At 74.5% G+C, this 21859-nt stretch carries 18 protein-coding genes and 1 riboswitch; of the genes, 7 read left to right on the forward strand and 11 right to left on the reverse strand.

The window, feature by feature from the left end; genetic code table 11:
• The first annotated feature begins 297 nt into the window (after positions 1-297).
• Positions 298-804 carry an inorganic diphosphatase gene (locus Sya03_RS08095; RefSeq protein WP_203937562.1) on the forward strand — a complete coding sequence of 169 codons (507 nt, stop codon included), beginning with the start codon at positions 298-300 and terminating at the stop codon, positions 802-804.
• Positions 805-831: 27 nt separating this feature from the next.
• Here Sya03_RS08095 and eccD read toward each other — a convergent pair whose 3' ends face one another.
• The gene (eccD, locus tag Sya03_RS08100; RefSeq protein ID WP_203937563.1) at positions 832-2250 is read right to left on the reverse strand and encodes a type VII secretion integral membrane protein EccD; all 1419 of its coding nucleotides are present in this window, start codon (positions 2248-2250) and stop codon (positions 832-834) included.
• A gap of 95 nt (positions 2251-2345) precedes the next feature.
• Here eccD and eccCa point away from each other — a divergent pair, with 95 nt between their 5' ends.
• On the forward strand, positions 2346-6323 hold the full coding sequence (gene eccCa, locus Sya03_RS08105; protein ID WP_203937564.1) for a type VII secretion protein EccCa: 3978 nt from the start codon (positions 2346-2348) through the stop codon (positions 6321-6323).
• 96 nt (positions 6324-6419) lie between these two features.
• On the forward strand, positions 6420-7724 hold the full coding sequence (gene mycP, locus Sya03_RS08110; RefSeq protein WP_239107198.1) for a type VII secretion-associated serine protease mycosin: 1305 nt from the start codon (positions 6420-6422) through the stop codon (positions 7722-7724).
• Between the two features lie 6 nt (positions 7725-7730).
• Here mycP and Sya03_RS08115 read toward each other — a convergent pair whose 3' ends face one another.
• The 6 genes from Sya03_RS08115 to Sya03_RS08140 all read right to left on the reverse strand — a co-directional run bounded on the left by Sya03_RS08115 (position 7731) and on the right by Sya03_RS08140 (position 12900).
• Positions 7731-8909, reverse strand: a complete 1179-nt coding sequence (locus Sya03_RS08115; protein ID WP_203937565.1) for a MarP family serine protease — start codon at positions 8907-8909, stop codon at positions 7731-7733.
• A gap of 40 nt (positions 8910-8949) precedes the next feature.
• On the reverse strand, positions 8950-9633 hold the full coding sequence (locus Sya03_RS08120; protein ID WP_203937566.1) for an NUDIX hydrolase: 684 nt from the start codon (positions 9631-9633) through the stop codon (positions 8950-8952).
• Positions 9630-10193, reverse strand: a complete 564-nt coding sequence (locus Sya03_RS08125) for a TlpA family protein disulfide reductase (protein ID WP_203937567.1) — start codon at positions 10191-10193, stop codon at positions 9630-9632. The genes Sya03_RS08120 and Sya03_RS08125 overlap by 4 nt, the downstream gene beginning before the upstream one ends.
• Complete coding sequence (nth, locus tag Sya03_RS08130; RefSeq protein WP_203937661.1) at positions 10190-10918, reverse strand: endonuclease III; 729 nt, start codon at positions 10916-10918, stop codon at positions 10190-10192. The genes Sya03_RS08125 and nth overlap by 4 nt, the downstream gene beginning before the upstream one ends.
• A 104-nt stretch (positions 10919-11022) precedes the next feature.
• Positions 11023-12207, reverse strand: coding sequence for a CapA family protein (locus Sya03_RS08135; RefSeq protein WP_203937568.1), 1185 nt, complete (start codon positions 12205-12207; stop codon positions 11023-11025).
• A 42-nt stretch (positions 12208-12249) separates the two neighbouring features.
• On the reverse strand, positions 12250-12900 hold the full coding sequence (locus Sya03_RS08140) for an adenosylcobinamide amidohydrolase (RefSeq protein WP_239107199.1): 651 nt from the start codon (positions 12898-12900) through the stop codon (positions 12250-12252).
• Positions 12901-13041: 141 nt separating this feature from the next.
• On the opposite strand from Sya03_RS08140, the gene Sya03_RS08145 reads away from it, so the two are divergent.
• Positions 13042-13719 (forward strand): Crp/Fnr family transcriptional regulator, encoded by a 678-nt coding sequence (locus Sya03_RS08145; protein ID WP_203937569.1) that lies wholly within the window; start codon positions 13042-13044, stop codon positions 13717-13719.
• A 92-nt stretch (positions 13720-13811) separates the two neighbouring features.
• On the opposite strand, the gene Sya03_RS08150 is transcribed toward Sya03_RS08145, so the two are convergent.
• Both Sya03_RS08150 and Sya03_RS08155 read right to left on the reverse strand, forming a co-directional pair.
• Positions 13812-14126, reverse strand: coding sequence for a DMT family transporter (locus tag Sya03_RS08150; RefSeq protein WP_203937570.1), 315 nt, complete (start codon positions 14124-14126; stop codon positions 13812-13814).
• Between the two features lie 15 nt (positions 14127-14141).
• Positions 14142-14213: riboswitch (guanidine-III (ykkC-III) riboswitch) on the reverse strand.
• A gap of 50 nt (positions 14214-14263) precedes the next feature.
• Entirely contained in the window at positions 14264-14731 is a 468-nt protein-coding gene (locus Sya03_RS08155; protein ID WP_203937571.1) for an Lrp/AsnC family transcriptional regulator, read from the reverse strand.
• Positions 14732-14801: 70 nt separating this feature from the next.
• On the opposite strand from Sya03_RS08155, the gene Sya03_RS08160 reads away from it, so the two are divergent.
• The 3 genes from Sya03_RS08160 (at position 14802) to Sya03_RS08170 (ending at position 19888) form a co-directional block, all read left to right on the forward strand.
• Positions 14802-15683 carry a DMT family transporter gene (locus tag Sya03_RS08160; RefSeq protein ID WP_203937572.1) on the forward strand — a complete coding sequence of 294 codons (882 nt, stop codon included), beginning with the start codon at positions 14802-14804 and terminating at the stop codon, positions 15681-15683.
• Positions 15684-16478: 795 nt separating this feature from the next.
• Positions 16479-17855: a carboxyl transferase domain-containing protein gene (locus Sya03_RS08165; protein WP_203937573.1), complete on the forward strand. Its 1377-nt coding sequence runs from the start codon at positions 16479-16481 to the stop codon at positions 17853-17855.
• Positions 17856-17869: 14 nt separating this feature from the next.
• A complete protein-coding gene (locus Sya03_RS08170) occupies positions 17870-19888 on the forward strand; it encodes an ATP-binding protein (protein WP_203937574.1) in 2019 nt (672 codons plus the stop codon).
• Here the strand turns inward: Sya03_RS08170 and Sya03_RS08175 are convergent.
• The gene (locus tag Sya03_RS08175; protein ID WP_239107200.1) at positions 19875-21389 is read right to left on the reverse strand and encodes a serine/threonine-protein kinase; all 1515 of its coding nucleotides are present in this window, start codon (positions 21387-21389) and stop codon (positions 19875-19877) included. The two genes, Sya03_RS08170 and Sya03_RS08175, sit on opposite strands and share 14 nt — an antisense overlap.
• Before the next feature lie 53 nt (positions 21390-21442).
• Positions 21443-21847, reverse strand: coding sequence for a hypothetical protein (locus Sya03_RS08180; RefSeq protein ID WP_203937663.1), 405 nt, complete (start codon positions 21845-21847; stop codon positions 21443-21445).
• Between the last annotated feature and the right edge of the window lie 12 nt (positions 21848-21859).

Genomic DNA, 21859 nt, shown 5'->3' on the forward strand with positions numbered 1-21859 from the left:
CCCGGCGGTGGGACAGTGGGCTGTGCGGGGGCCGGTTGTGCGTCGGACGGCGCAACGGCCGGTTCATGCTGCGGTGCTGCCGTGCCGGGCTTAGGCTCGGGGGCGGGCTTACCGCTCACGGCTTCGGATGCGGTTTCGGACACGCCGTCACCCTCCGAACCGTGATGTGAATCTTGCCTCCCCACCGGGCCCTCCTCGTACGCGGCCGCAGACTTAGAGGAGACTAGTCGCGTCCGGCAATTCCCTGCGCGGGGATCGGGCAGTGGGACGGCGTGGGACGGACAGAGGGAGTGGCAGATGGACTTCGACGTTCTGGTCGAGATCCCGAAGGGTCAGCGGAACAAGTACGAGGTCGATCACAAGACCGGCCGGATCCGGCTCGACAGGACCCTCTTCACCGCCACGCAGTACCCGGCGGACTACGGGTACATCGAGGGGACGCTCGGTCAGGACGGTGACCCGCTCGACGCGCTGGTGCTGATCCAGGAGCCGACGTTCCCGGGGTGCCTGGTGCGGGCGCGGGCCATCGGCATGTACCGGATGACGGACGAGAAGGGCCGCGACGACAAGGTCCTGTGCGTCCCGGCGGAGGACCCGCGGCAGGAGCACCTGCGCGACATCCACCACCTGGGCGAGTTCGACCGGATGGAGATCCAGCACTTCTTCACCGTCTACAAGGACCTGGAGCCGGGCAAGTCGGTCGAGGGCGCGCTGTGGACGGGCCGGGTCGAGGCCGAGGAGGAGATCCGGGCGTCGTTCGAGCGGCAGCAGAAGCTCGAGGCCGAGGGCGGCGACCACCACTGATCGTGTGCACCACCTGAGCGGTCTGGCCTATCCGGCCAGGCCGCTCACTTTGTCGTAGAGGTCGAGCACGGCGCAGGCGACGGGCACGACGGAGATGACGATGAGGGTGTCGAGCAGGTCGGCGGCGCGGCCGAGGTACGGCGACGGCGGGCGCTGGGAGTAGGTGGCGCCGCCGACGACGGTGAGCACGGCGAGGACGAGGACGACGCCGGTCCACAGCAGGACGGTGCCGCCGCCGGCGACGGCGAGCGCGAGGGCGCCGAGGCCGAGCAGGCCGGCGGTGATCATGGGTACGCGCTGGCGGACGGTGACGAACAGCCGGGAGCGCAGCAGCAGCGCGGCGGCGGCGACGGCGGTGAGGATCTGGCCCCAGCCGTCGCCGGCGAGCACCAGGAACGCGCAGGACGCGAGGACGGCGTGCCCGATGAGCATGCCGGTGAGCAGTTCCTCGGTGCGGGCGACGGCGGCGAAGACGCGGGTGCGGTCGGGGCGTTCGCGGGCGGCGTCGAGGGCGCCGGAGCCGGCGGCGGTGAAGCCGCGGGTGGCGTCCTCGCCGGTGGGCAGGGCGACGGGCGGCATGGGGACCTTGCCGAACCGGATGGCCAGCAGGGGCAGCGCGCCGATGCCGCACACGAGGACGGCGACGAGGATCGCGGCGGCGCCGGGGGCGGACACGCCGGGCAGGTAGGCGGCGAGCGCGGTGAGGGCGCCGAGCAGCCCGGCGAAGCCGCCGGCGGCGAAGACCCGGACGGACGCGGCGACTCCGACGGCCCCGAGCAGGGCCAGGACGAGGGTGAACACGCTGCCGGCGAGCAGTTCGGGTTCGGCGATCCAGCCGGCGAGGGGCAGCGGGCCGGTGCGGTCGCCGGTGGCGACGAGGGCGGCGCCGCCGAGGAACGCGTAGGGCAGGCCGAACCCGGCGAGGGCGGCGCCGGCCAGGCCGTCCCCGTACGCCCGGGAGGCGCCGACCCCGGCGACGGTGAGCAGCAGTGCGACGCCGAGCGCCACCCACGCGGCGCCGTCGCGGGGGCCGCCGAGCAGGATGACGAGGGCGCCGACGCCGAGCAGCACGCCGCCGGCGGTGAGGGTGGCGGCCCGGGTGGACGCGGCGGTCCAGGCGGCGCCGCGGCGGCGGGCGCCGTCGGCGATGGCCTCGACGACGTCGTCGTACTCGAGTTCGGGCCAGGCCTGCCGGGCGGGCACGAGGTGCAGCACCTCGCCGTCGCGCACACCCTGCGGGAACAGGCCCTGGGCGATGGCGAGGACGGCGCCGTCGACGCGGCGCAGCAACCAGCCGCCGTGCTTCTCGCCGTCGTCGGCGAGGCCCTCGCCGGCGTGCTTGAGGACCTCGGGCAGCAGCTCGACGAGCGGGACGTGCTCGGGCAGGGCGACGTCGACGCGGCGCTGCGGCGCGCTGATGGTGACGCGTGCGAGCCCGGCGCTCATCGACGTACCTCCGTGCACAGGGGACTGCGGAACGTCGGGCACTTTACCTAGGATGACCGCGGCGCGGGGGACGGGACGAAGGGGCGGTCGCAGGCATGAGCACCGTGGTGGTTCGGCGGTCGGCGCGGCGGCCCGAGCCGGAGATCCCGACCGGCGAGATCACTGTGGAGGCTCCGCCGGAGATCCCGCAGGCCACGGGCGCCCGCTGGCAGCAACTGCTGATGGTGCTGCCGATGCTGGGCGGCTCGGTCGCGATGGCGATGATGATGGGCGGCCAGGGCAGCGGCGGCGGCACCCGCGCGTACTCCTATGTGGTGGGTGGCCTGTTCGGCATCTCGTCGCTGGCGATGCTGGCGACGTCGTTCTCGTCGAGCGGTTCGCCGAAGAAGACCGAGATGATGGCGGCCCGCCGCGAGTACCTGCGCCACCTGGCGAGCCTGCGCCGCCGGGTGCGGCAGACGGCCGACCGGCAGCGCTCGGGGCTGTTCTACCGGCACCCCGACCCGGCGCAGCTGTGGTCGACGGCGAACAGCCACCGGCTGTGGGAGCGCCGCGCCGCCGACCCGGACTTCGGGGTGGTGCGGGTGGCGGTGGGGCCGCAGATGCTGGCGACGCCGCTGATCCCGCCGCAGACGCGGCCGCTGGAGGACCTGGAGCCGATGACGGCGGGGGCGCTGCGGCGTTTCCTGGACGCGTACTCGGTGGTGCCGGACCTGCCGGTGGCGGTGTCGCTGCGGGCGTTCGCGACGGTGTTCCTGCGCGGCGGCGGCCACGGCGCCGACGCGGACGCGCGGGCCCTGACCCGCGCGATGCTGGTGCAGCTGGCGACGTTCCACGCGCCGGACGACCTGCTCGTCGCGGTGTGCGCGGGCCCGGACCGGCGGGAGCTGTGGGAGTGGACGAAGTGGCTGCCGCACGCGCAGCATCCGTCCAGGATGGACGCGCTGGGCCCGGTGCGGCTGGTGGCCAGCGCGGGCGAGGAGCTGGAACGCATCGTCGAGGACGTGATCGGCAACCGCCGCCGGTTCGGGGCGGGCACCGGCCAGCTCGACGGCCCGCACGTCGTCATCGTGCTGGACGGCGCGCACCTGGAGGGCGCGACGCAGCTCGACGACGGCCTGGACGGCGTGACGGTGCTGGACCTGGACGCCCGGCCGCCGCGGATGCTGGACCGCAGCATGCTGGTGCTGGAGGTGGCCGGCAGGCAGCGGGCGCTCAACACGTACGCGATGGAGCACGAGGCCACGGTGGGCACCGCGGACCGGCTGACGATCGCGGAGGCGGAGGGCATCGCCCGCCGGCTGGCGCCGCTGCGGCTGGCGGCGCGGTCCACGTCGTCGGACGCGCCGCTGGCCACCGACATGGGGCTGGCGGAGCTGCTCGGCATCGCCGACCCCGAGGGCTTCAACGTGCAGCAGGGCTGGGCGCCGCGGCCGAACCGGGACCGGCTGCGGGTGCCGATCGGCATCGCCGCCGACGGCTCCCCGATCGAACTGGACCTGAAGGAGTCGGCGCAGGACGGCATGGGCCCGCACGGCCTGCTGATCGGCGCGACGGGTTCGGGCAAGTCGGAGCTGCTGCGCACGCTGGTGCTGGCGCTGGCGGCCACGCACTCGTCGGAGACGCTGAACTTCGTCCTGATCGACTTCAAGGGCGGCGCGACGTTCTCGTCGCTGGACCGGCTGCCGCACACGGCCGCGGTCATCACGAACCTGAAGGACGAACTGCCGCTGGTCGACCGCATGGTGGACGCGATCGAGGGCGAAATGACCCGCCGCCAGGAGGTGCTGCGCAAGGCGGGCAACTACGCCAGCCTGCGCGACTACGAGAAGGCCCGGGCGGGCGGCGCCCCGCTCGCCCCGCTGCCGTCGCTGCTGATCATCTGCGACGAGTTCTCGGAGCTGCTCACCGCGAAGCCGGACTTCATCGACCTGTTCGTGTCGATCGGCCGGCTGGGCCGGTCGCTGGGCGTGCACCTGCTGCTGGCGTCGCAGCGGCTGGAGGAGGGGCGGCTGCGCGGCCTCGACACGCACCTGTCGTACCGGATCGGCCTGAAGACGTTCTCGGCGCTGGAGTCGCGGGCGGTGCTGGGCGTGCCGGACGCGTACGAGCTGCCGTCGTCGCCGGGCCACGGCTACCTGAAGTTCGGCACGGAGGCGCTCAACCGGTTCAAGGCGGCGTACGTGTCGGGGTCGTTCCGGGCGGCCGGGCGCGGCGGGGCGGGCTTCGACGGCGAGCGCGACGAGCCGCGGGTGCTGGCGTACACGACGCACCACCAGGCGATCGTCGAGCCGGCGAAGAAGCCGGCGCCGCAGGTGCAGGCGGCGGGCGGCCGCTCGCTGCTGGACGTCATGGTGGACCGGCTGGCCGGGCAGGGCCCGCCCGCGCACCAGGTGTGGCTGCCGCCGCTGGTGACGTCGCCCGCCCTGGACGAGCTGCTCGGCCCGGTGACGGTCGACCCGGCGCGCGGCCTGGCGTTCGCGAACCCGGAGCTGCACGGCGCGCTGCAGGTGCCGGTGGCGCTCATCGACAAGCCGGCCGAGCAGCGCCGCGACGTGATGTGGTTCCAGCTGGGCGGGGCGGCCGGGCACGTCGCCGTGGTGGGCGGCCCGCAGTCGGGCAAGTCGACGTCGATCCGCACCATCATCAGCGGGCTGGCGCTCACCCACACGCCGCGCGAGGTGCAGATCTACTGCCTGGACTTCGGCGGCGGCGCGCTGAACGCGGTGCGGGAGCTGCCGCACGTCGGCGGCGTCGCGGGCCGGCTCGACGGGGCGTCGGTGCGCCGCACGATCGGCGAGGTGATGACCCTGCTGAACGCGCGCGAGCAGCGCTTCGCCGACCACGGCATCGAGAGCATGGCGGCGTACCGCAAGCGCCGGGCGGCGGCGGCCGGGATGGGTCAGCAGCTGGACGACCCGTACGGCGACGTGTTCCTCGTCATCGACGGCTGGGCGACGCTGCGCAAGGACTACGACGACCTGGAGCCGGTCGTGACCGACCTGGCCACCCGGGGCCTGTCGTACGGCATCCACGTCATCGCGGGCGCCTCGCGCTGGATGGACTTCCGGCCCGCGATCCGCGACCTGTTCGGCTCGCGGCTGGAGCTGCGCCTGGGCGACCCGTCCGACTCGATCGTGCCGCGCAAGCTGTCGCAGACCGTGCCGGAGAACACCCCGGGCCGCGGCATCACGCCCAACGGCAAGGACGACGCCCTGCACATCCTGGCCGTGAAGCCGGAGGTGGCGTCGCTCGGCGAGTCCGCCGACCTGGTGAAGGCGTGCGCGGCGGCCTGGCAGGGGCCGGGCGCCCCGCAGGTGCGGCTGCTGCCGGCGGAGTTCCCGTACTCGGCGCTGGACCTGTCGGCGACCTCCGGCCTGGTGTTCCCGATCGGCCTGGCCGAGCACAACATGGCCCAGGTGTCGCTGGACTTCGCCGCGGAGCCGCACTTCCTGCTGTTCGGCGACTCGGAGTGCGGCAAGTCGTCGGTGCTGCGGTCGATCGCGACGACGATCAGCCGGCGCTTCGAGCCCGACCGGTGCCGCATGATCATCGTCGACTACCGCCGTAGTCTCTTCGACACCGACTCGCCGAACCGGATGCGCTACGTCACCCAGGCCGCCGAGGCGCTGGAGCTGATGCAGTCGGTGGCCGGCTACATGGAGAACCGGCTGCCGAAGTCCGACATCACGCCGGAGCAGCTGCGCGACCGCTCGTGGTGGGAGGGCCCGGAGCTGTTCGTGCTGGTCGACGACTACGACCTGGTCACCGGCGGCACCACGAACCCGCTGCAGCCGCTGCTGGAGTACATCCCGCACGCCCGCGACATCGGCCTGCACCTGGTGCTCGCGCGCCGGGCGGGCGGCGCGTCGCGGGCCGCGTACGAGCCGTTCATCCAGCGCCTGCGCGAGCTGTCCACGCCGGGCCTGGTGATGGCGGGCGACCCGAACGAGGGCGCGCTCGTCGGCCCGGCGAAACCCGCGCCGCTGCCGCCGGGCCGCGGGCGGTTGGTCACCCGGCGCGAGGGGGTACGACTGATCCAGGTCGCCCACCAGCCGCCGCCGACCCTGTGAGATTTCCGCGCGGGGAAGCTCTGCTGCGTGGGCACCGATCGGAGTAACCTCCCTCCATCGACCGTCCGCCCGGGTGAGAATGGCCATGTCGTCCACGTGAGTGCAGCATCGAGCGCAACGCCGGCTGAGCAGCCCCGGAGACCGGGGGCCGCCCGGCGCTTCGTCGCGGCGTCGTTCGCCCTGCTCGCGCTGGGTGTGGCCCCGGTGCCCGCGGGCGCGCCGGCGGGCGGCTCGGCCGCCGGCCCGCTCACCGCCCCGCCGCTGTCCGGCGACCCGGTGCGCGACGAGCAGTGGCAGCTGAAGGCGCTCGACATCGACGCGGCCTGGAAGCTGTCCACCGGCGCGGGCGTCACCGTCGCGGTGATCGACTCCGGCGTCGACGGCGGGCACGCCGACCTGAAGGGCCAGGTGCTGGCGGGCCTCGACCTGGTCGCCGACTCGGGCGACGGCCGCACCGACCCGGTCGGCCACGGCACCACCGTCGCCGCCCTCATCGCGGGCCGCGCCGACGACGACGCGGGCGTGGTCGGCATCGCGCCGAAGGCGAAGATCCTGCCGGTGCGGGTGCTCGACAAGGAGAACAAGTACGACGACGCCCTGATCGTGGCGAAGGCGGTCCGCTGGGCCGTCGACAGCGGCGCCCAGGTCATCAACCTGTCGCTCGGCGGCACGGGCAGCAGCGCGTCGCTGGCGGCCGCCCTCGACTACGCGTTCGCCAAGGACGTGGTCGTGGTGGCCTGCACCGGCAACTCGGGCAGCACCGAGCCCAGCGAGGTGTGGTACCCGGCCCGCGAGCCCGGCGTCATCGCGGTCGCGGGCCTGGAGCGCGACCGCGACGCGCTGTGGTCCGGCAGCATCAGCGGCCGGCAGACGGTGGTGTCCGCGCCCGCCACCCAGCTCGTCGGCGCCCGGCCGGGCCCGAGCGACTACTGGCGCGTGCAGGGCACCAGCTTCGCCGCGCCGATGGTGTCCGCCACGGCGGCGCTGATCCGCGCCCGCTGGCCGCAGATGAGCGCGGCCGACGTCGTCAACCGCATCATCACCAGCGCGCAGGACATGGGCCCGGCGGGCCGCGACGAGTCGTTCGGCTACGGCATGGTCGACCCGGTCGCCGCGCTGACCACGCAGGTCGCCACCGTGCGGCAGAACCCGCTGGACACCACGCCGTCGCCGGGCGTGGCCCGGTTCGGCGCGGCGCCGGGCACCGGCACCGACACGGCGGCGGGCCGGCCGGCGGGCGGCAACGCCCCGGGCAGCGGCACGGCGTGGCGCCCGGTCGCCACCCGCGCGGCCGCCGAGGACGAGAGCGAGGGCGGCATGTGGTGGGGCGCGGCGACGCTGTTCGTCGTCTCGGCCGCGGCGGCCGCGTTCACGGTCCGCCGCGTCGGCCGCCTCGGCTGACCCGGGTCAGGCGCAGTCGCCGGTCTTCACGCCGCGGGTGCGCTCCAGCCCCAGCCGGGCCGTGCCGGCGGCCTCCTCGACCGTCACCGCGAAGCCGGTGTTCCGGTCGTCGGCCGCCGCCGCGAAGATCACGCCGAGGACGTCGCCGTTCGGGGCCACCAGCGGGCCGCCCGAGTTGCCGCTGCGCACCAGCGCCCGGATCGTGTAGATCTCCCGGGTGACGTCGCCCGACTCGTAGATGTCGGGGCCGGTGATGCGGCTGACGTCGCGGATGCGGGCGGACTGGGCGTTGTACGGGCCGTCGAGCGGGAAGCCGAGCACGATCGCGTTGGCGTTGGTGCGGGCCTGGGCCGGGGCCCAGTCCATGGCGGGCGCCTGTAGGCCGGGCACGTGGATGACGGCCAGGTCGCGGTCGGGGTCGTACACGACGACCTCGCCGTCGCGGCGCTCGTCGCCCACCTCGACGACGATCTCCTTGGTGCCGGCGACGACGTGCGCGTTGGTCATGATCCGCTCGGCGGCGTACACGAAGCCGGAGCCCTCGATGCGGCGCGAGCAGCTCGGCGCGGTGCCGAGCACCTTGACGACCGAGCGGCGGGCCTGCTGCACGACCTGCGACCGGGCCAGCGCCGGGTCCGGCGGCTCGACCTCGCGGGCCTGGGTGCGAGCGAGCCCGCCGAACACGTCGGGGAAGTCGTTGGGGTCGAGGGTGTCGCGCAGCGCGCCGGACAGCGCCTGCGCCTGGGCGGGCATGAGCCGGTCGATGCCGCCGAGCAGGGCGCTGCTGCGGACCTCCCGGTTGAGCCACGGCACGGACGACGAGCCGAGCGGCACCGCGACCAGCCACGCCACGAGCAGCACGGCGACCAGGGAGACGACCGCCCCGCCCAGGTCGTCGGCGCGCTGGCCGGACGGGCTGGTGATGCCGCGGCGCAGCCGGGTGCCGAGCCAGCCGGCCAGGGTCTGGCCGAGGACGGCGAGGGCGAACACGGCGATGAGCGACACGACGATGCGCACCACGCCGTCGTCGAAGTTGCGGGCGATCAGCGGGCCGACCTGCAGGCCGATGAGCGCGCCGCTGAAGAAGCCGCCGAACGACAGCGCCCCGATGACGAAACCCTGCCGGTAACCGCTGATCGCGAAGACCAGCATGAGCAGGATCAGGATTCCATCGACCACGGGCACTCGCTCAGCGTAGAAGTGTTGGGCCACGACCCCGGACTGATCATCGGCCGTCCTCCGCCGAAGCTGAACCCGACGCGGACGGCACCGGCGTGGCGTCCACCGCGGGCAGGTCGACGAGGCGGCCCGGACCCCACGGGCGCGACCAGCCGCCCATGTCGAGCACGGCCGACAGCACGCCGCCGGTGAACCCCCAGACGAGCATGCCGGGCATGTCGAAGGCGGGGCCGATCCAGCCGCTGGGGTGGCGTACCCGGACGCGGTTGGCGGGGTCGACCAGCTCGGCGACCGGCAGCCGGGCGACGTGCGCCACCTCCTCGGGCTGGCACGGCCACACCTCGTGCGGGGAGTGCCACCAGGCCAGCACCGGCGTGACGACGTACCGGCTGACCGGGATCCACAGCCGGGGCAGCTGGGCGACGACGGTGACGCTGGCCGGGTCGAGCCCGACCTCCTCGTTCGCCTCGCGCAGGGCGGTGGCGGCCGCGTCGGCGTCGCCCGGGTCGGCGGCGCCGCCGGGGAACGCCGGCTGCCCGGCGTGCTGGCGCATCCGGGCGGCGCGCTGCAGGACCAGCACGTCGGGGCCGGCGGGCCCCTCGCCGAGCAGCACGAGCACGGCGGAGTCGCGGCCGCCCTCGGCGGGCGTGGCGAGGCGGGTGAAGTCCTCGGTGCGGGACGCGGCGGCGCGGTCGAGCAGCGGCTGGAACCAGCCGGGCAGGGCGGTCACGCGGGCACCGCCACGCCGAGGTGGGTGTCGACCAGCTCGGCGAGGTCCGCGTCGGTGAGCGCGGTGCCGTTGTGGACGTGCGCGACGGAGCCGGTGGCGTCGACCAGCACGGTGAGCGGGATGCCGATCTTGCCGAGGGCCGCCATCAGCCGCTGGCCGGGGTCGTCGACGTTGGGGTAGCCGACGCCGACGTCGGTGCCGAACGACTGCGCGCGCGGCCGGGTGTCGCCGGTGACGACGCCGAGGACGTGCAGCCGCCCGGCGGTGCGGTCGGCGAGGCGCTGCAGCGCGGGCATCTCCTCCCGGCACGGCGCGCAGCCGGTGTTCCACACGTTGACCAGGGCGGGGCCGCGGACGTCCGCGAGCTTGACGGTGCCGCCGGCGTAGCAGTCGAGGGTGAGGTCGGGCAGCGGCTCGGCGGGCGCCACCCCGCCGCCCGGGGCGACGGCGGCGCACCCGGCGAACGGGTTCGGCGTGGCGGGCGGGCCGGGGTCGGGCGCGGCGCACCCGGCCGCCGCCGAGGTCAGCAGCAGCGCGGCGAGCGGCAGCCCACGCCTCATGGCACGTCCGGGGCGGCGACGGCGGCGGCCGGCACCAGGTCGGGGTCGACGCCGGCGGCCGCGGCGAGGTCGCGGGCGCGCGGGCCCTTGAGCAGCTTCGCCGCGGGGGCCGCCTCGGTGGGGCCGAGCCCGTACGACGGGCACAGGCGCGCCAGCGTGCAGGCGCCGCAGGCGGGCTTCTTGGCGTGGCAGACCCGGCGGCCGTGGAAGATGATCCGGTGCGAGAACATCGTCCAGTCGCGCTTCTCCACCAGCTCGGCGACGACGTTCTCGATCTTCACCGGGTCGGTCTCGGCGGTCCACCGGAAGCGCTGCACGAGCCGCTGGAAGTGGGTGTCGACGGTCAGCCCGGGCACCCCGAACGCGTTGCCGAGGATGACGTTGGCGGTCTTGCGCCCGACGCCGGGCAGCGACACCAGCTCGGCCATGGTGCGCGGCACCTCGCCGCCGAACCGCTCGACGATCGCCTGCCCGAGCTTCATCACCGAGGCCGTCTTGGCGCGGAAGAAGCCGGTGGGCTTGAGGATGGCCTCCATCTCCTCGCGGTCGGCCCCCGCCAGGTCGGCGGCGGTCGGGTAGCGCGCGAAGAGGATCGGCGTGACCTCGTTGACCTTCTTGTCGGTGGTCTGCGCGCTCAGCACGGTGGCCACGGTGAGCTGCAAAGCGTCCTTGTGGTCGAGTTCGCAGTGCGCGTCCGGGTGGGCCTCGGCCAGCGCCCGCGCCATGCGCCGGGCGCGGCGCTTGAGCCCCAGCGCCGTCTCGGGGGCGGCAGCGGCCTGGGTGCGGGTCACGCCAGCAAGGGTACGTCGCACGAGCGGCCGTCACCCCGTCAGGAACGCGGGGCGATCTTCCCGTCGTCGCCGATCTTCACGCCGTCGGCGCCGAAGTCGTCCGCGGACAGCTGGTTGACCAGCTCCCGGCCGTTCTCGTCGGTGTCGCGGGTGGGTACCCCGGACGAGTTCATCCGGGTGGAGAGGAACTCCCCGCCGGTGAAGGCGCCGTCCTTCGTCAGGCTGACCTTCAGCACCCCGCCCCAGCCGAGGCGCCCGGTGCGCGACAGCGTCTTGCCGCCGCCGGCGAAGTTGCCCAGCGAGTACGCGATGAGCCGGTCGTTGTAGAACTCCATGCCGCGCAGCACGTGCGGGCCGTGCCCGACGACCAGGTCGGCGCCGGCGTCGATCACGGCGCGGGAGAACTTCATCGGGTCGCCGCGGTTCTCGCCGAAGAACGTCTCGGTGCCGGGCTTCACCCGGGTCTTGTCGGCGCCCTCGGCGCCCATGTGCACCTGCACGACGACGAGGTCGGCCTCCTCGTCGGCCTTCTTGACGATCTCCTCGGCGGCGCCGATGTCGGTGAGCAGGTTCAGCCCCGCGTACGACGCGAAGCCGACGACCGCGACCGTGATGCCCTCGACCTCGACGGTGGCGATCTCGCCCTCGGCGCCGGTGTGCGCCAGCCCTTGCGCCTCGAGCGCCTTCTGGGTGTTGGCGAAGCCCACCGGCCCGTAGTCCTTGCCGTGGTTGTTGGCCATGTTGAGCAGCTCGAACCCGGCGTCCTTGAGGTGCGCGGCGTACTCGGGCGGGGCGCGGAACGCGAAGCAGTTCGGGCGCGGCGGGGTGCCGCACTTGCTGGTGCCGGTGTCGCCGGTGAGCGGCTGTTCGAGGTTGCCCATGACCAGGTCGGCCTTGAGCGCCTCGGCCACGTCGTCGAAGAAGCCCTCGCCGCCGTTCGCGGGCAGCTTGTTCGGGGCGCTGCCCATGATGATGTCGCCGGTCGCCGACAGCGAAATGCTCTTCGCTCCGGCCGCCGGCGCCTCCTCGGAGGGCTCGCTGGAGGCCGCCGGGGCGGCGCCCGCCGGGGTCTGCCAGCGCGGCGGGCCCAGGTCGTCGCCGCGGTTGGCGAGCGCGACGCCGCCGAGCCCGGCGCCGATGAGGGCGGCGAGCGCGATCGTGACGGTCAGGACGGGGCGACCGGCCAGGCCGCGGCGCGGGGGTTCCGAGGGGGTGGCGTTCATCGATGGCGACCCTAGCCGTGGGCCGCAACCCGACACACCCCCCTAAAAGCCTGCCCTGTCCGACCAGGGGACCGTGTCGATCCCCCGGGTGACGACGGCGCGGTGCACCGCCCGGGCCAGCCGGGCGCCCCACCGCGAGCGCGGCCCGCCGTACTCGGCGGCGGGCCCGTCCGGGTCGCACAGGACGGTGACGGCGTCGGTGGCCGTACCCGTGGCCACGAGGCCGAGGTCGGTCATGGCCTGCGCCTTGGCCTCGGCCGCGGTGGCGACCAGGTTGACCAGCGCCCCCGGGCCCGGCAGCGCCGGCAGGTGGGCGACCACGTTGACGGTGCCCGGCCGGGTGACCGCCGGCGCGTCGGGCGCGGCCGCCAGCGTCGGCGTGCCGAGGCCGACGGTCGCCCACACCCGCACGCCGCCGTCGTCGGCGGTGACCACCTCGCCCACGTCGACGCCGGTCAGCAACCCGACACCGGGCCCGCGCAGCCCGAGGCCGCGGGCCAGCTCCGCCAGGTGGTCCGCCGGGTCGTCCCGGTGGTACGACATGGGCACGGTCGCGTTGACCACCCAGTGCCGCAGCCCCAGCCCGCCGCCCAGCACCGCCGACGAAACGGTCATCAACGGCCTTTCGGGACGCCAGACGAGCACCGGCACGGCGCGGCCGCCCTCGGCACGGGTCGTGAGCTGCGGGTCCACGGCGCCGACTCTAGAGACGGTGCTCGGGCCGCGGGCGGGTAGGGATAGGCTGATCAAGACCTATAGGGGTGCCCGACCGATTCCGGCCCGCGTGCGCCTAGACTGACGTGGCGCGGTGGGACGCGCATTCGGAGGTGCGCGATGGATGACGTACTGGCTCGCAGCGGGATCTTCCAGGGCGTTGACCCGGAGGCTGCCGACGCGCTCGCCAAGGAGATGGACCAGATCGACGTCCGTAAGGGCGACGTCGTGTTCAACGAGGGTGAGCCGGGCGACAGCCTGTACATCGTGCTGTCCGGCAAGATCAAGCTGGGCCGGCGCGCCGCCGACGGCCGGCAGAACCTGATCTCGGTCATGGGACCGTCCGACATGCTCGGCGAGCTGTCCCTGTTCGACCCCGGGCCGCGCACCGCCACGGCCACCGCGGTCACCGACACGCGCCTGGCCCGGCTGAAGAAGTCGTCGCTGCGCCCGTGGCTCAACAACCGCCCCGAGATCGCCGAGCAACTGCTGCGCGTGCTCGCCCGCAGGCTGCGCCGGACGAACGACGCCCTCGCCGACCTGATCTTCACCGACGTGCCCGGCCGCGTCGCGAAGAACCTGCTCCAGATGGCGGGCCGCTTCGGCACCCGCGACGGCGGCGTCCTGCGGGTCACCCACGACCTCACCCAGGAGGAGCTGGCCCAGCTCGTCGGCGCGTCCCGCGAGACGGTCAACAAGGCCCTCGCCGACTTCGCGTCCCGCGCCTGGCTGCGCCTCGACGGCAAGAGCGTCATCATCCTCGACCCCGAACGCCTGGCCCGCCGCGCCCGCGTCTGACCGGCCGCCCGGGGGTCACCTGCCGCTGTCGGGCCTGACCCGGGCGGCCCGGGGTCACCTGCCGCTTTTGCGTCCGACCCGGCGCCCGGAGGTCAGTGGAAGACCTTCAGCCCGATCACGCCCGCGACCACCAGCAGGATGCACAGCACCCGGGCCACGCTGACGGTCTCGCCGAGCGCCACCATGCCCACGATCGCCGTGCCCACCGCGCCGATCCCCACCCACACCGCGTACCCGGTGCCGATCGGGATGTCGCGCAACGCGTAGCTGAGCCCGGCCATGCTGGCGACCAGCGCCACCCCGAACACGGCCGACGGCACCGGCCGGCTGAAACCCTCGCTCTTGCCGAGCGCGATGGCCCACACGGTCTCCAGCACCCCGGAGACGACGAGAACAACCCACGCCATGACGCAGTTCACCCCTCGGCGGTCGTCTTGGCAGAACCGGGTACGACACGCAACTCGTCCGGGGTGGCCGCACGTCAGCGGCACCGCCTACGACGGTAACCCGCCCCCGCGGCCCGGTGAACCGATGGTCAGAAAGGTCACCCGGCGGCCACCGGCAGCGGCGACGACGGCTTCAGCTCCTCCAGCCGCAACAGCGTCGTCAACCGCTGCGCGCCCCGCGTCGACAATCGCGTCAGCACCTTCTGCAGCTCCGCCACGTCCCGCGCCACCACCAGGAGCATCACGTCGATCTCGCCGGCCACCCAGTCCGCCGCGATCACCTCGGGCATCGCGCGCACCGCGTCCTCGAACGCCTTGCTCGCCCGCGGCTCGTGCCGAGCCAGGATCACCGACACGTACACCTGCAACGGGAACCCCGCCGCCCCCGGATCGAGCCGCGCCGCAATCTTGGTGATCACGCCCGCCTCCTTCAGCCGGCGCACCCGGTTCAGCGTCGCCGCCGGCGACAACCCCACCAACCGGGCCAGCTCCACGTTGGGACGGTCCGCGTCCACCTGCAGCTCGGTCAGCAGCTGCAGGTCAATTTCATCCAGTCGAACGGCCATCCGACCGACGATAATTTGGTCCGGGCGCCGATGCACGGCTCATCCGCTCGCGAACGCGGACGCTTGCCGCATGCGTCGCCACCTGTTCGCCCTCATCGCCGCCGGCCTCCTCTGGGGCAGCACCGTGCCCCTCACCAAGGTCGCCCTCGCCGGCTGGGGCCCCGGCTGGCTCACCGTCGCCCGCTTCACCCTGGCCGCCCTCCCCCTCGCCTGGCTGGCCCGCCACCGGCTCCGCGCCGCCGTCACCCCGGCGATCATCGGCTGGGGCGTCCTCGGGTACGGGCTGGTCATCGTCCTGCAGAACGCCGGCATCGAACGCACCAGCGTCACCCACGCCGCCCTGCTCGTCGGCGCCACCCCGATCCTGGTCGCCCTCCTCACCGTCGCCACCGGCCGCGCCACCGTCCGCCCCACCGCCTGGGCCGGCTTCGCCACCGCCCTCGCCGGCGTTGCGTTCGTCGCGTCCCACGGCGGCTCCGGCGCCACCCTCACCGGCGACGCCCTCGTCATCCTGTCCCTCGTGCTGTCCGCGGCCTTCCTGGTCGCCCAGCCCCGCATGCTCACCGGCCGCGACCCCGTCGCCGTCACCGCCGTCCAACTCACAGCCGCCGCCGTCGGCGCCGTCCCCGCCGCTGCTCTCCTCGACGGCCCGGCCCCCGCCGCACCCGGCGCCATCCCCCTGCTCGCGATGCTGGGCCTCGCCGTCGGCGGCACCCTGCTGCCGTTCACCCTGTTCGCGTACGCCCAGAGCCGCGTCTCCCCCGACGTCGCCGGCGCCTTCCTCAACCTCGAACCGCTCGTGGGGGTGCTGGCCGCGGCGGCGGTGTTCGGGGAGGCGCTGGGGGTGGCGCAGGTCGCGGGTGGAGTGGCGATCCTGGCTGGCATCGCCTTGAGCACGGCGGCCGCCTTCCTTCGGCCGGCGCGACCTCGGCGGCTGGAGCTGGCGGGCTGAGCCGGGCAGCGGTTGTGGTCGTCTGCCTGGCGCGCCGCCGGGCCACCGGGACCGGCCGGGGCGTGGCCCTGCCACGCCGGGACCGGCGGAAGTGGTGGCCGGACTACGCCGGACCACCCAACGCCACGTCGACCCACCCTCTACCCACGCCGAGCCACCCCGGGCCCCGCGGGCTTACAACCCACCCTCGCGAGCTTGCGGAAGCGGCAAAAGCGGCGCGGCGGGCGCTGGCGCCGCGGTCGCGGCGCGGGCGGCGCGGCGGGCGCGGCGCGGGCGGCGCGGGCGGCGCGGGCGGCGCGGGCGGCGCGGGCGGCGCGGGCAGCGCGGGCAGCGCGGGCAGCGCGGGCAGCGCGGGCAGCGCGGGCAGCGCGGCGCCGCCGCGGCTGCCGTCGGGATCGTCCTGAGTGCGGCGAGGCGGCCCCACGAAGGAGGGGTGATCCACGGCCGGGACGGTCCGGTCGAGGTGGTCGGCGATGCTGCCGGGGCACGCCATCGGTAGTCCCGCGGACCCCCGGCCCACCGCCGGCCGCTCGCGGTGCCGCGGCATCCGGTGGAGACCCCGGCAGGGCCAACCCCCGCCCGCAGAAGACCCGCCGATGGCGACGCGACACACCGCCAGGCGTGTCCGGTTTGGGGCGGTATTGCAGGCGCGCCGCAGAGGGGTCGTACGGGCGTTTCAATCTTGGGCGGGGGTGGGGGTGTCCGTGTCGAGTAGTGGCGGACGTTCGTTAGCCGAGTGGTCGAACGGCACTATCCGGAGGCGTGGATCTTGAAGTTCGTCAGGGTGGCGGCGGCATGACGGTCCTCGACACGGCCGTCGATCCGCGGAGCCCCGCGCATCTGGAGAACCGGGGCGCCATGCTGGAGCGCCTCGCCGACCTCGAGTCCGCCCTGGAGGCCGCCCGCGCCGGTGGTGGCGAGAAGAATGTCACCCGGCATCATGCGCGCGGCAAGCTGTTGCCGCGGGAGCGGGTGGAGTTGCTGCTGGACCAGGATGCCCCGTTCCTGGAGTTGTCGCCGGTGGCGGCGTGGGGCACGGAGTTCCCGGTCGGGGCGAGTGTGGTGACCGGCGTGGGGGTCGTCGAGGGTGTCGAGTGTGTCGTCGTCGCCCATGATCCGACGGTGCACGGCGGGGCGGTCAATCCTTTCACGGATCGGAAGGTGCGGCGGGCGGCGGAGATCGCCGCGGCGAACCGGTTGCCGTTGCTGACGATGGTGGAGTCGACGGGCAGTGGGTCGCCGGCGCCGGGGGCGGTGGCGGCGGAGCTGGCGCGGCACCGGGTGCCGACCGTGTGTGTGGTGTTCGGGCCGACGTCCGGGGACGCCGTGTATCTGCCGGCGCTGTCGGACCAGCTCATTCTGGTGGGGCCGCAGGCGCGGGTGCAGTTGTCGCAGCAGGCGGACGGCCAGCACGACGGGCTCGCGGACTTCGTGGCGGAGGACGAGCGGGACGGGATCCGGCTGGCGCGGTTGTGTGTGCGGCGGTTGAACTGGCGCAAGCTGGGGCCGGCGCCGCGGTCGGCGGAGCCGGTGCCGCCGCGGCACGAGATGGAGGATCTGCTCACGATCGCGGGGAGTTTCCCGGCGGGGCCGTTCGAGGCGCGTGAGGTGCTGGCGCGGGTGCTGGACGGCAGTGTGTTCGACGAGTTCAAGCCGGGTTACGGCCCGGAGCTGGTGTGCGGGTGGGGCGAGGTGCACGGCTACCCGGTGGCGGTGCTGGCGGTGGGCGGGTCGCCCGCGTCGGCGGAGGCGCGCAAGGGGGCGCACTTCGTGCAGCTGGCGAACGCGTCGGCGACGCCGCTGGTGGAGTTGCGGCACCCGGGCAACCGGGCGGCGGCGGGCGGGGACGTGTCGTCGGCGGCGCTGCTGGTGAACGCGCTGGCGAACTCGGTGGTGCCGCGGCTGGCGGTGACGCTGGGCGAGGGGGTGCGGGAGCCGGGGCACCGGTTCGGCTTCCGGTGGCCGTCGAACCCGTTGCCGGTGGGGCTGGTGCCGAGCCCGGGCGGCGGGGACGCGCCGAAGGCGTCGGCGGCCATGTACGCGTCGGGGCACCTGCACGACGACGGCGTCATCGACCCGCGGGACACCCGTACCGTGCTGGGAATCTGCCTGTCCGCGGTGCACAGCGGACCGATCGGGGGCGCCGCGTCGTACGGCGTCTTCCGCGTGTGACGAGGGGTACGAACATGATCCGTCGTCTGCTGGTCGCCAACCGCGGGGAGATCGCCCGCCGCATCTTCGCCACCTGCCGCCTGATCGGCATCGAGACGGTCGCCGTGTACTCGGACGCGGACGCCGACGCCCCGCACGTGGCGGAGGCGGACTACGCGGTGCGCCTGGCGGGCAGCGCGCCGGCGGCCACGTACCTGCGCGGTGACCTGGTCATCGCGGCGGCCCTGCGGGCGGGCGCGAACGCCGTCCACCCGGGGGTGGGGATGCTGGCGGACGACCCGGAGTTCGCGGCGGCGGTGACCGACGCGGGCATGATCTGGGTCGGGCCGGAGGCGAAGACCCTCGCCACGCTGCGCTCGAAGGTGGCGGCGAAGGAGCTGTTCACGCAGGCCGGGGTGCCGGTGCTGCCGTCATTCACGGACCCGGCGGCGGTGCCGGAGCTGCCGGTGCTGATCAAGCCGGCGGCGGGTTCGGCCGGCCGCGGCCTGCGGATCGTGCGGGACCCGGCGGCGCTGGCGGAGGCGGTGGCGTCGGCGCGCCGGGACGCGCAGGTCGCCACGGGCGACGGCACCGTGTTCTGCGAGCCGCTGGTGGAGGGTGCCCGGCACCTGGAGGTGCAGATCATCGCGGACGCGCACGGGGCGGTGATCCCGTTCGGCGAGCGGGAGTGCTCGGTGCAGCGGCGCCACCAGATGATCGTGGAGGAATCGCCGTCGCCGGCGGTGAACACGACGCTGCGCGCGCAGATCTGCAAGGCCGCGGTGATGGCGGCGCGGGCGGCCGGGTTCGTGGGGGCGGGCACGGTCGAGTTCCTGCTGTCGCCGGACGGCGGGTTCCACTGCATCGAGCTGACGCCGGCGTTGCAGGTGCAGCACGCGGTCACCGAGTGCATCTCCGGCTTCGACCTGGTGCGGCTGCAGCTGCTGGTGGCGGAGGGCGGGCACCTGCCGATGGGCGGGCCGCCGCCGATCCGCGGGCACGCCATGGAGGTGCGGCTGTGCGCTGAGGACCCGGCGTACGCGTGGCTGCCGGCGACGGGCACCCTGCACCGGTTCGCGGTGCCGGACGTGGCGGGCCGGTTCAAGCCGCTGCTGCAGCCCGGCCTGCGCCTGGACGCCGGCGTGGGCGACGGCTCCGTCGTGGGGGTGCTGTACGACCCGATGCTGGCGAAGCTGGTGGCGTGGGCGCCGACGCGCGCCGAGGCGGCCCGGATGCTGGCGTCGGCGCTGACCCGGGCGCAGATCCACGGCGTCGTCACGAACCGGGACCTGCTGGTGCGGGTGCTGCGGCACCCGGCGTTCCGGGCGGGCGACGTCGACACCGGCTTCCTGGACCGGCACCCGGAGGTGTTCGCGCCGCTGCTGTCCTCGGTGGACGCGGTGCGCGTGTCGTGCCTGGCGGCGGCGCTGGCCGGGGCGGCGGCGCGGCGGGCGGGCAGCCCGGTGCTGGGGACGCTGCCGTCGGGCTGGCGCAACGTGCCGTCGGCGTCGCAGAGCGCCCTGTACGTGGGCCCGTCCGGCCCGGTCGAGGTGGGTTACCGGATGAACCGGCTGGGCGCCCTGGCCGGCTGGTGGGTGCGCCCGATCGACCCGGACGACCTGGACCTGGCGGGGTTGGGGCAGCCGCCGCTGACGGACGACCAGCCACCGGTGAGCGTGGTGTCGGCGGACGCGGAGCGGGTCGTGCTGGACCTGAACGGGATGCGGCTGGGCTTCGGCGTGCACCGCGTGGGCGAGGTGTCGTACGTGGACAGTCCCGAGGGTTCGGTGACGCTGTCGGAGATGCCGCGCTTCCCGACGGCGACCGGCCCGGCGGAGGGTTCGCTGACGGCGCCGCTGCCGGGCGAGGTGCGGCAGGTGCTGGTGGTGCCGGGGCAGCGGGTGCGGGCGGGCGACCTGCTGCTGACGCTGGAGGCGATGAAGCTGGAGCACCCGGTGCACGCCCCGTCGGCGGGCGTGGTGGCGGCGGTGCCGGTGGCCCCCGGCTCGGAGGTCGACACGGGCGCGGTGCTCGCGGTGGTCAGTCCCGAGTGAGCGTGGGGCCGGTCAGGGCGTTGGTGCCCCGGCCGGCCAGGCAGCGGAACGTGCGGTCGGCGGCGGCCGCGTCGGGCGGCAGCACCGACAGGCTCCACCCGGCCGCGCTGACCAGGCCGGTGGTGCGCAGGAACGTCTCGCGGCTGCACACCTGGCGGACGGTCGGGTCGCCCTTGACGGCCTCCTGGTCGGTGGGCGACACGGCCGCGGGCAGGGTGCCGAGGGCGAACACCTCCCACGTGTGCCGCTCGGTGCACGCCACCAGCCCGGCGGCGAAGCCCTGGTCGGGCCGCCGGTTGAGGCATTCGAGGGAGCCGGGGCAGCGGGCGCCGCCGGGCAGTGGGGTGGCGCAGCCGGGCAGGGCGGTGCCGGCGCCGGAGCCGGGCGCGGTGCCGGTGGACGACGGCGCGGCGACCGCCGGGGGCGGCGTCGGGGTGTCCTGCCGGTCGGTGCCGAACCACACGCCGGCCGCGCCGGCGGCGAGCAGCAGGGCCGCGCCGAAGCCGCCGAACAGCCACTTGCGCTTGCCGCGCTTGCGGGCGGTGTGCACGGTCGGGGTGTCGTCGGCCGGGCCGGGCAGGTCGCGGGTGGGCGACACCGGCGGGTGCAGCTGCGGGGTGCGGAACGTGCTGGACCGGTACACGTTCGCCGGGGCGCCCGACGTCGGCGCGTTGGTGCCGAGCGGCAGGCTGCCGAGCATCTCGCACAGCTGGGCGGCGGACGGCCGGGCCCGCGGCTCGTTGGCCATGCCGTAGCGCAGCACCTCGAGGAACTGCGGGGGGACGCCGGGCAGGTCGGGGATGGGCCGGTTGAACAGGTCCATCAGCGTGATGAGGCTGGGGCTGTGGTCGGTGTCCCAGCGCGGCGGGCGGCCGCGCATCACCGCGTACAGGGTGGCGCACAGCGCGTAGACGTCGACGGCCGGCGACGGGGTGGCGTGCCGGAACATCTCCGGCGGCGCGTACGCCGGGGTGAGCACCTCGAGGGTGACGGACGAGTCACGCATCTCGCCCAGCACGGCGAGGCCGAAGTCGGCGAGCACGGCCGGGTTGAAGTTCGAGTAGAGGATGTTCGCCGGCTTGACGTCGCGATGCAGCACGCCCGCCCCGTGGGAGTGGGCGAGCGCGTCGGCGATCTTGACCCCGAGGTCGCGGGCCTCGGCCGGGCCGAGCGGCGAGACCTTCATCCGGTCGAGGTACGAGCCGTCGCAGAGCTCCATGATCAGGTACGGGTGCTGGTCGACGGTGACGCCCACGTCGAACAGGTCGACGACGTGCGGGTGCGAGGACATGCGCCCGGCCGCCTTCGCCTCGCGCAGGAAGCGGGCCTGGTCACGGGGGTTGTCCAGGGTCCGGTTCTCGACCTTGATCGCGACCTCGCGGCCGACCGAGTCCTGCGTGGCGCGGTAGACCGTGGCATAGCCGCCGCGGGCCATGACCGTCAACCCGGACATGCCCGGCACGTACGGCGTCGGCAGGGCGCCAGGTGGGGTGTCCGTCACGGGTATGAAAATACGCCAGGGGTCCGACGACCGGTCGGCCCGCATCCCGACGGTTAGGCGACAATCATGGTCGCGCGCCGCCGTTCGTGCAGCAGGGCGGCCCCGGTGGCCAGCGCGCCGAGCCCCTCCCACGCCGCCACGGCCAGAAATCCGGCCGGCGCGGGCCCCACCAGCACGAACAGTGTGAACACGGTGACGGTGAGCGCCCGGAACGGCACGGTGAAGGCGAAGAACGGCTTCCAGTCCCGCGAGGCCGCCAGCAGGTAGTACACGCCCATGTTCAGCGACGCCATCGACGACGCCGCCAGGAACGTGGCCGCCGCCCCGTCCAGCGGGGTGGCGAAGCCGAGCGGGCCGACGAGGGCGCCCGGCACGGCCAGTCCGAGGACGCCGTTGACGAGGGCGAGCGCCCCGAACACGGCGATGGTCCAACCCGACACGGACTTCGGCACGACCACTCCCACCCGACG

Origin of the sequence: Spirilliplanes yamanashiensis (assembly GCF_016863475.1) — a bacterium.
GTDB lineage: Bacteria > Actinomycetota > Actinomycetes > Mycobacteriales > Micromonosporaceae > Spirilliplanes > Spirilliplanes yamanashiensis.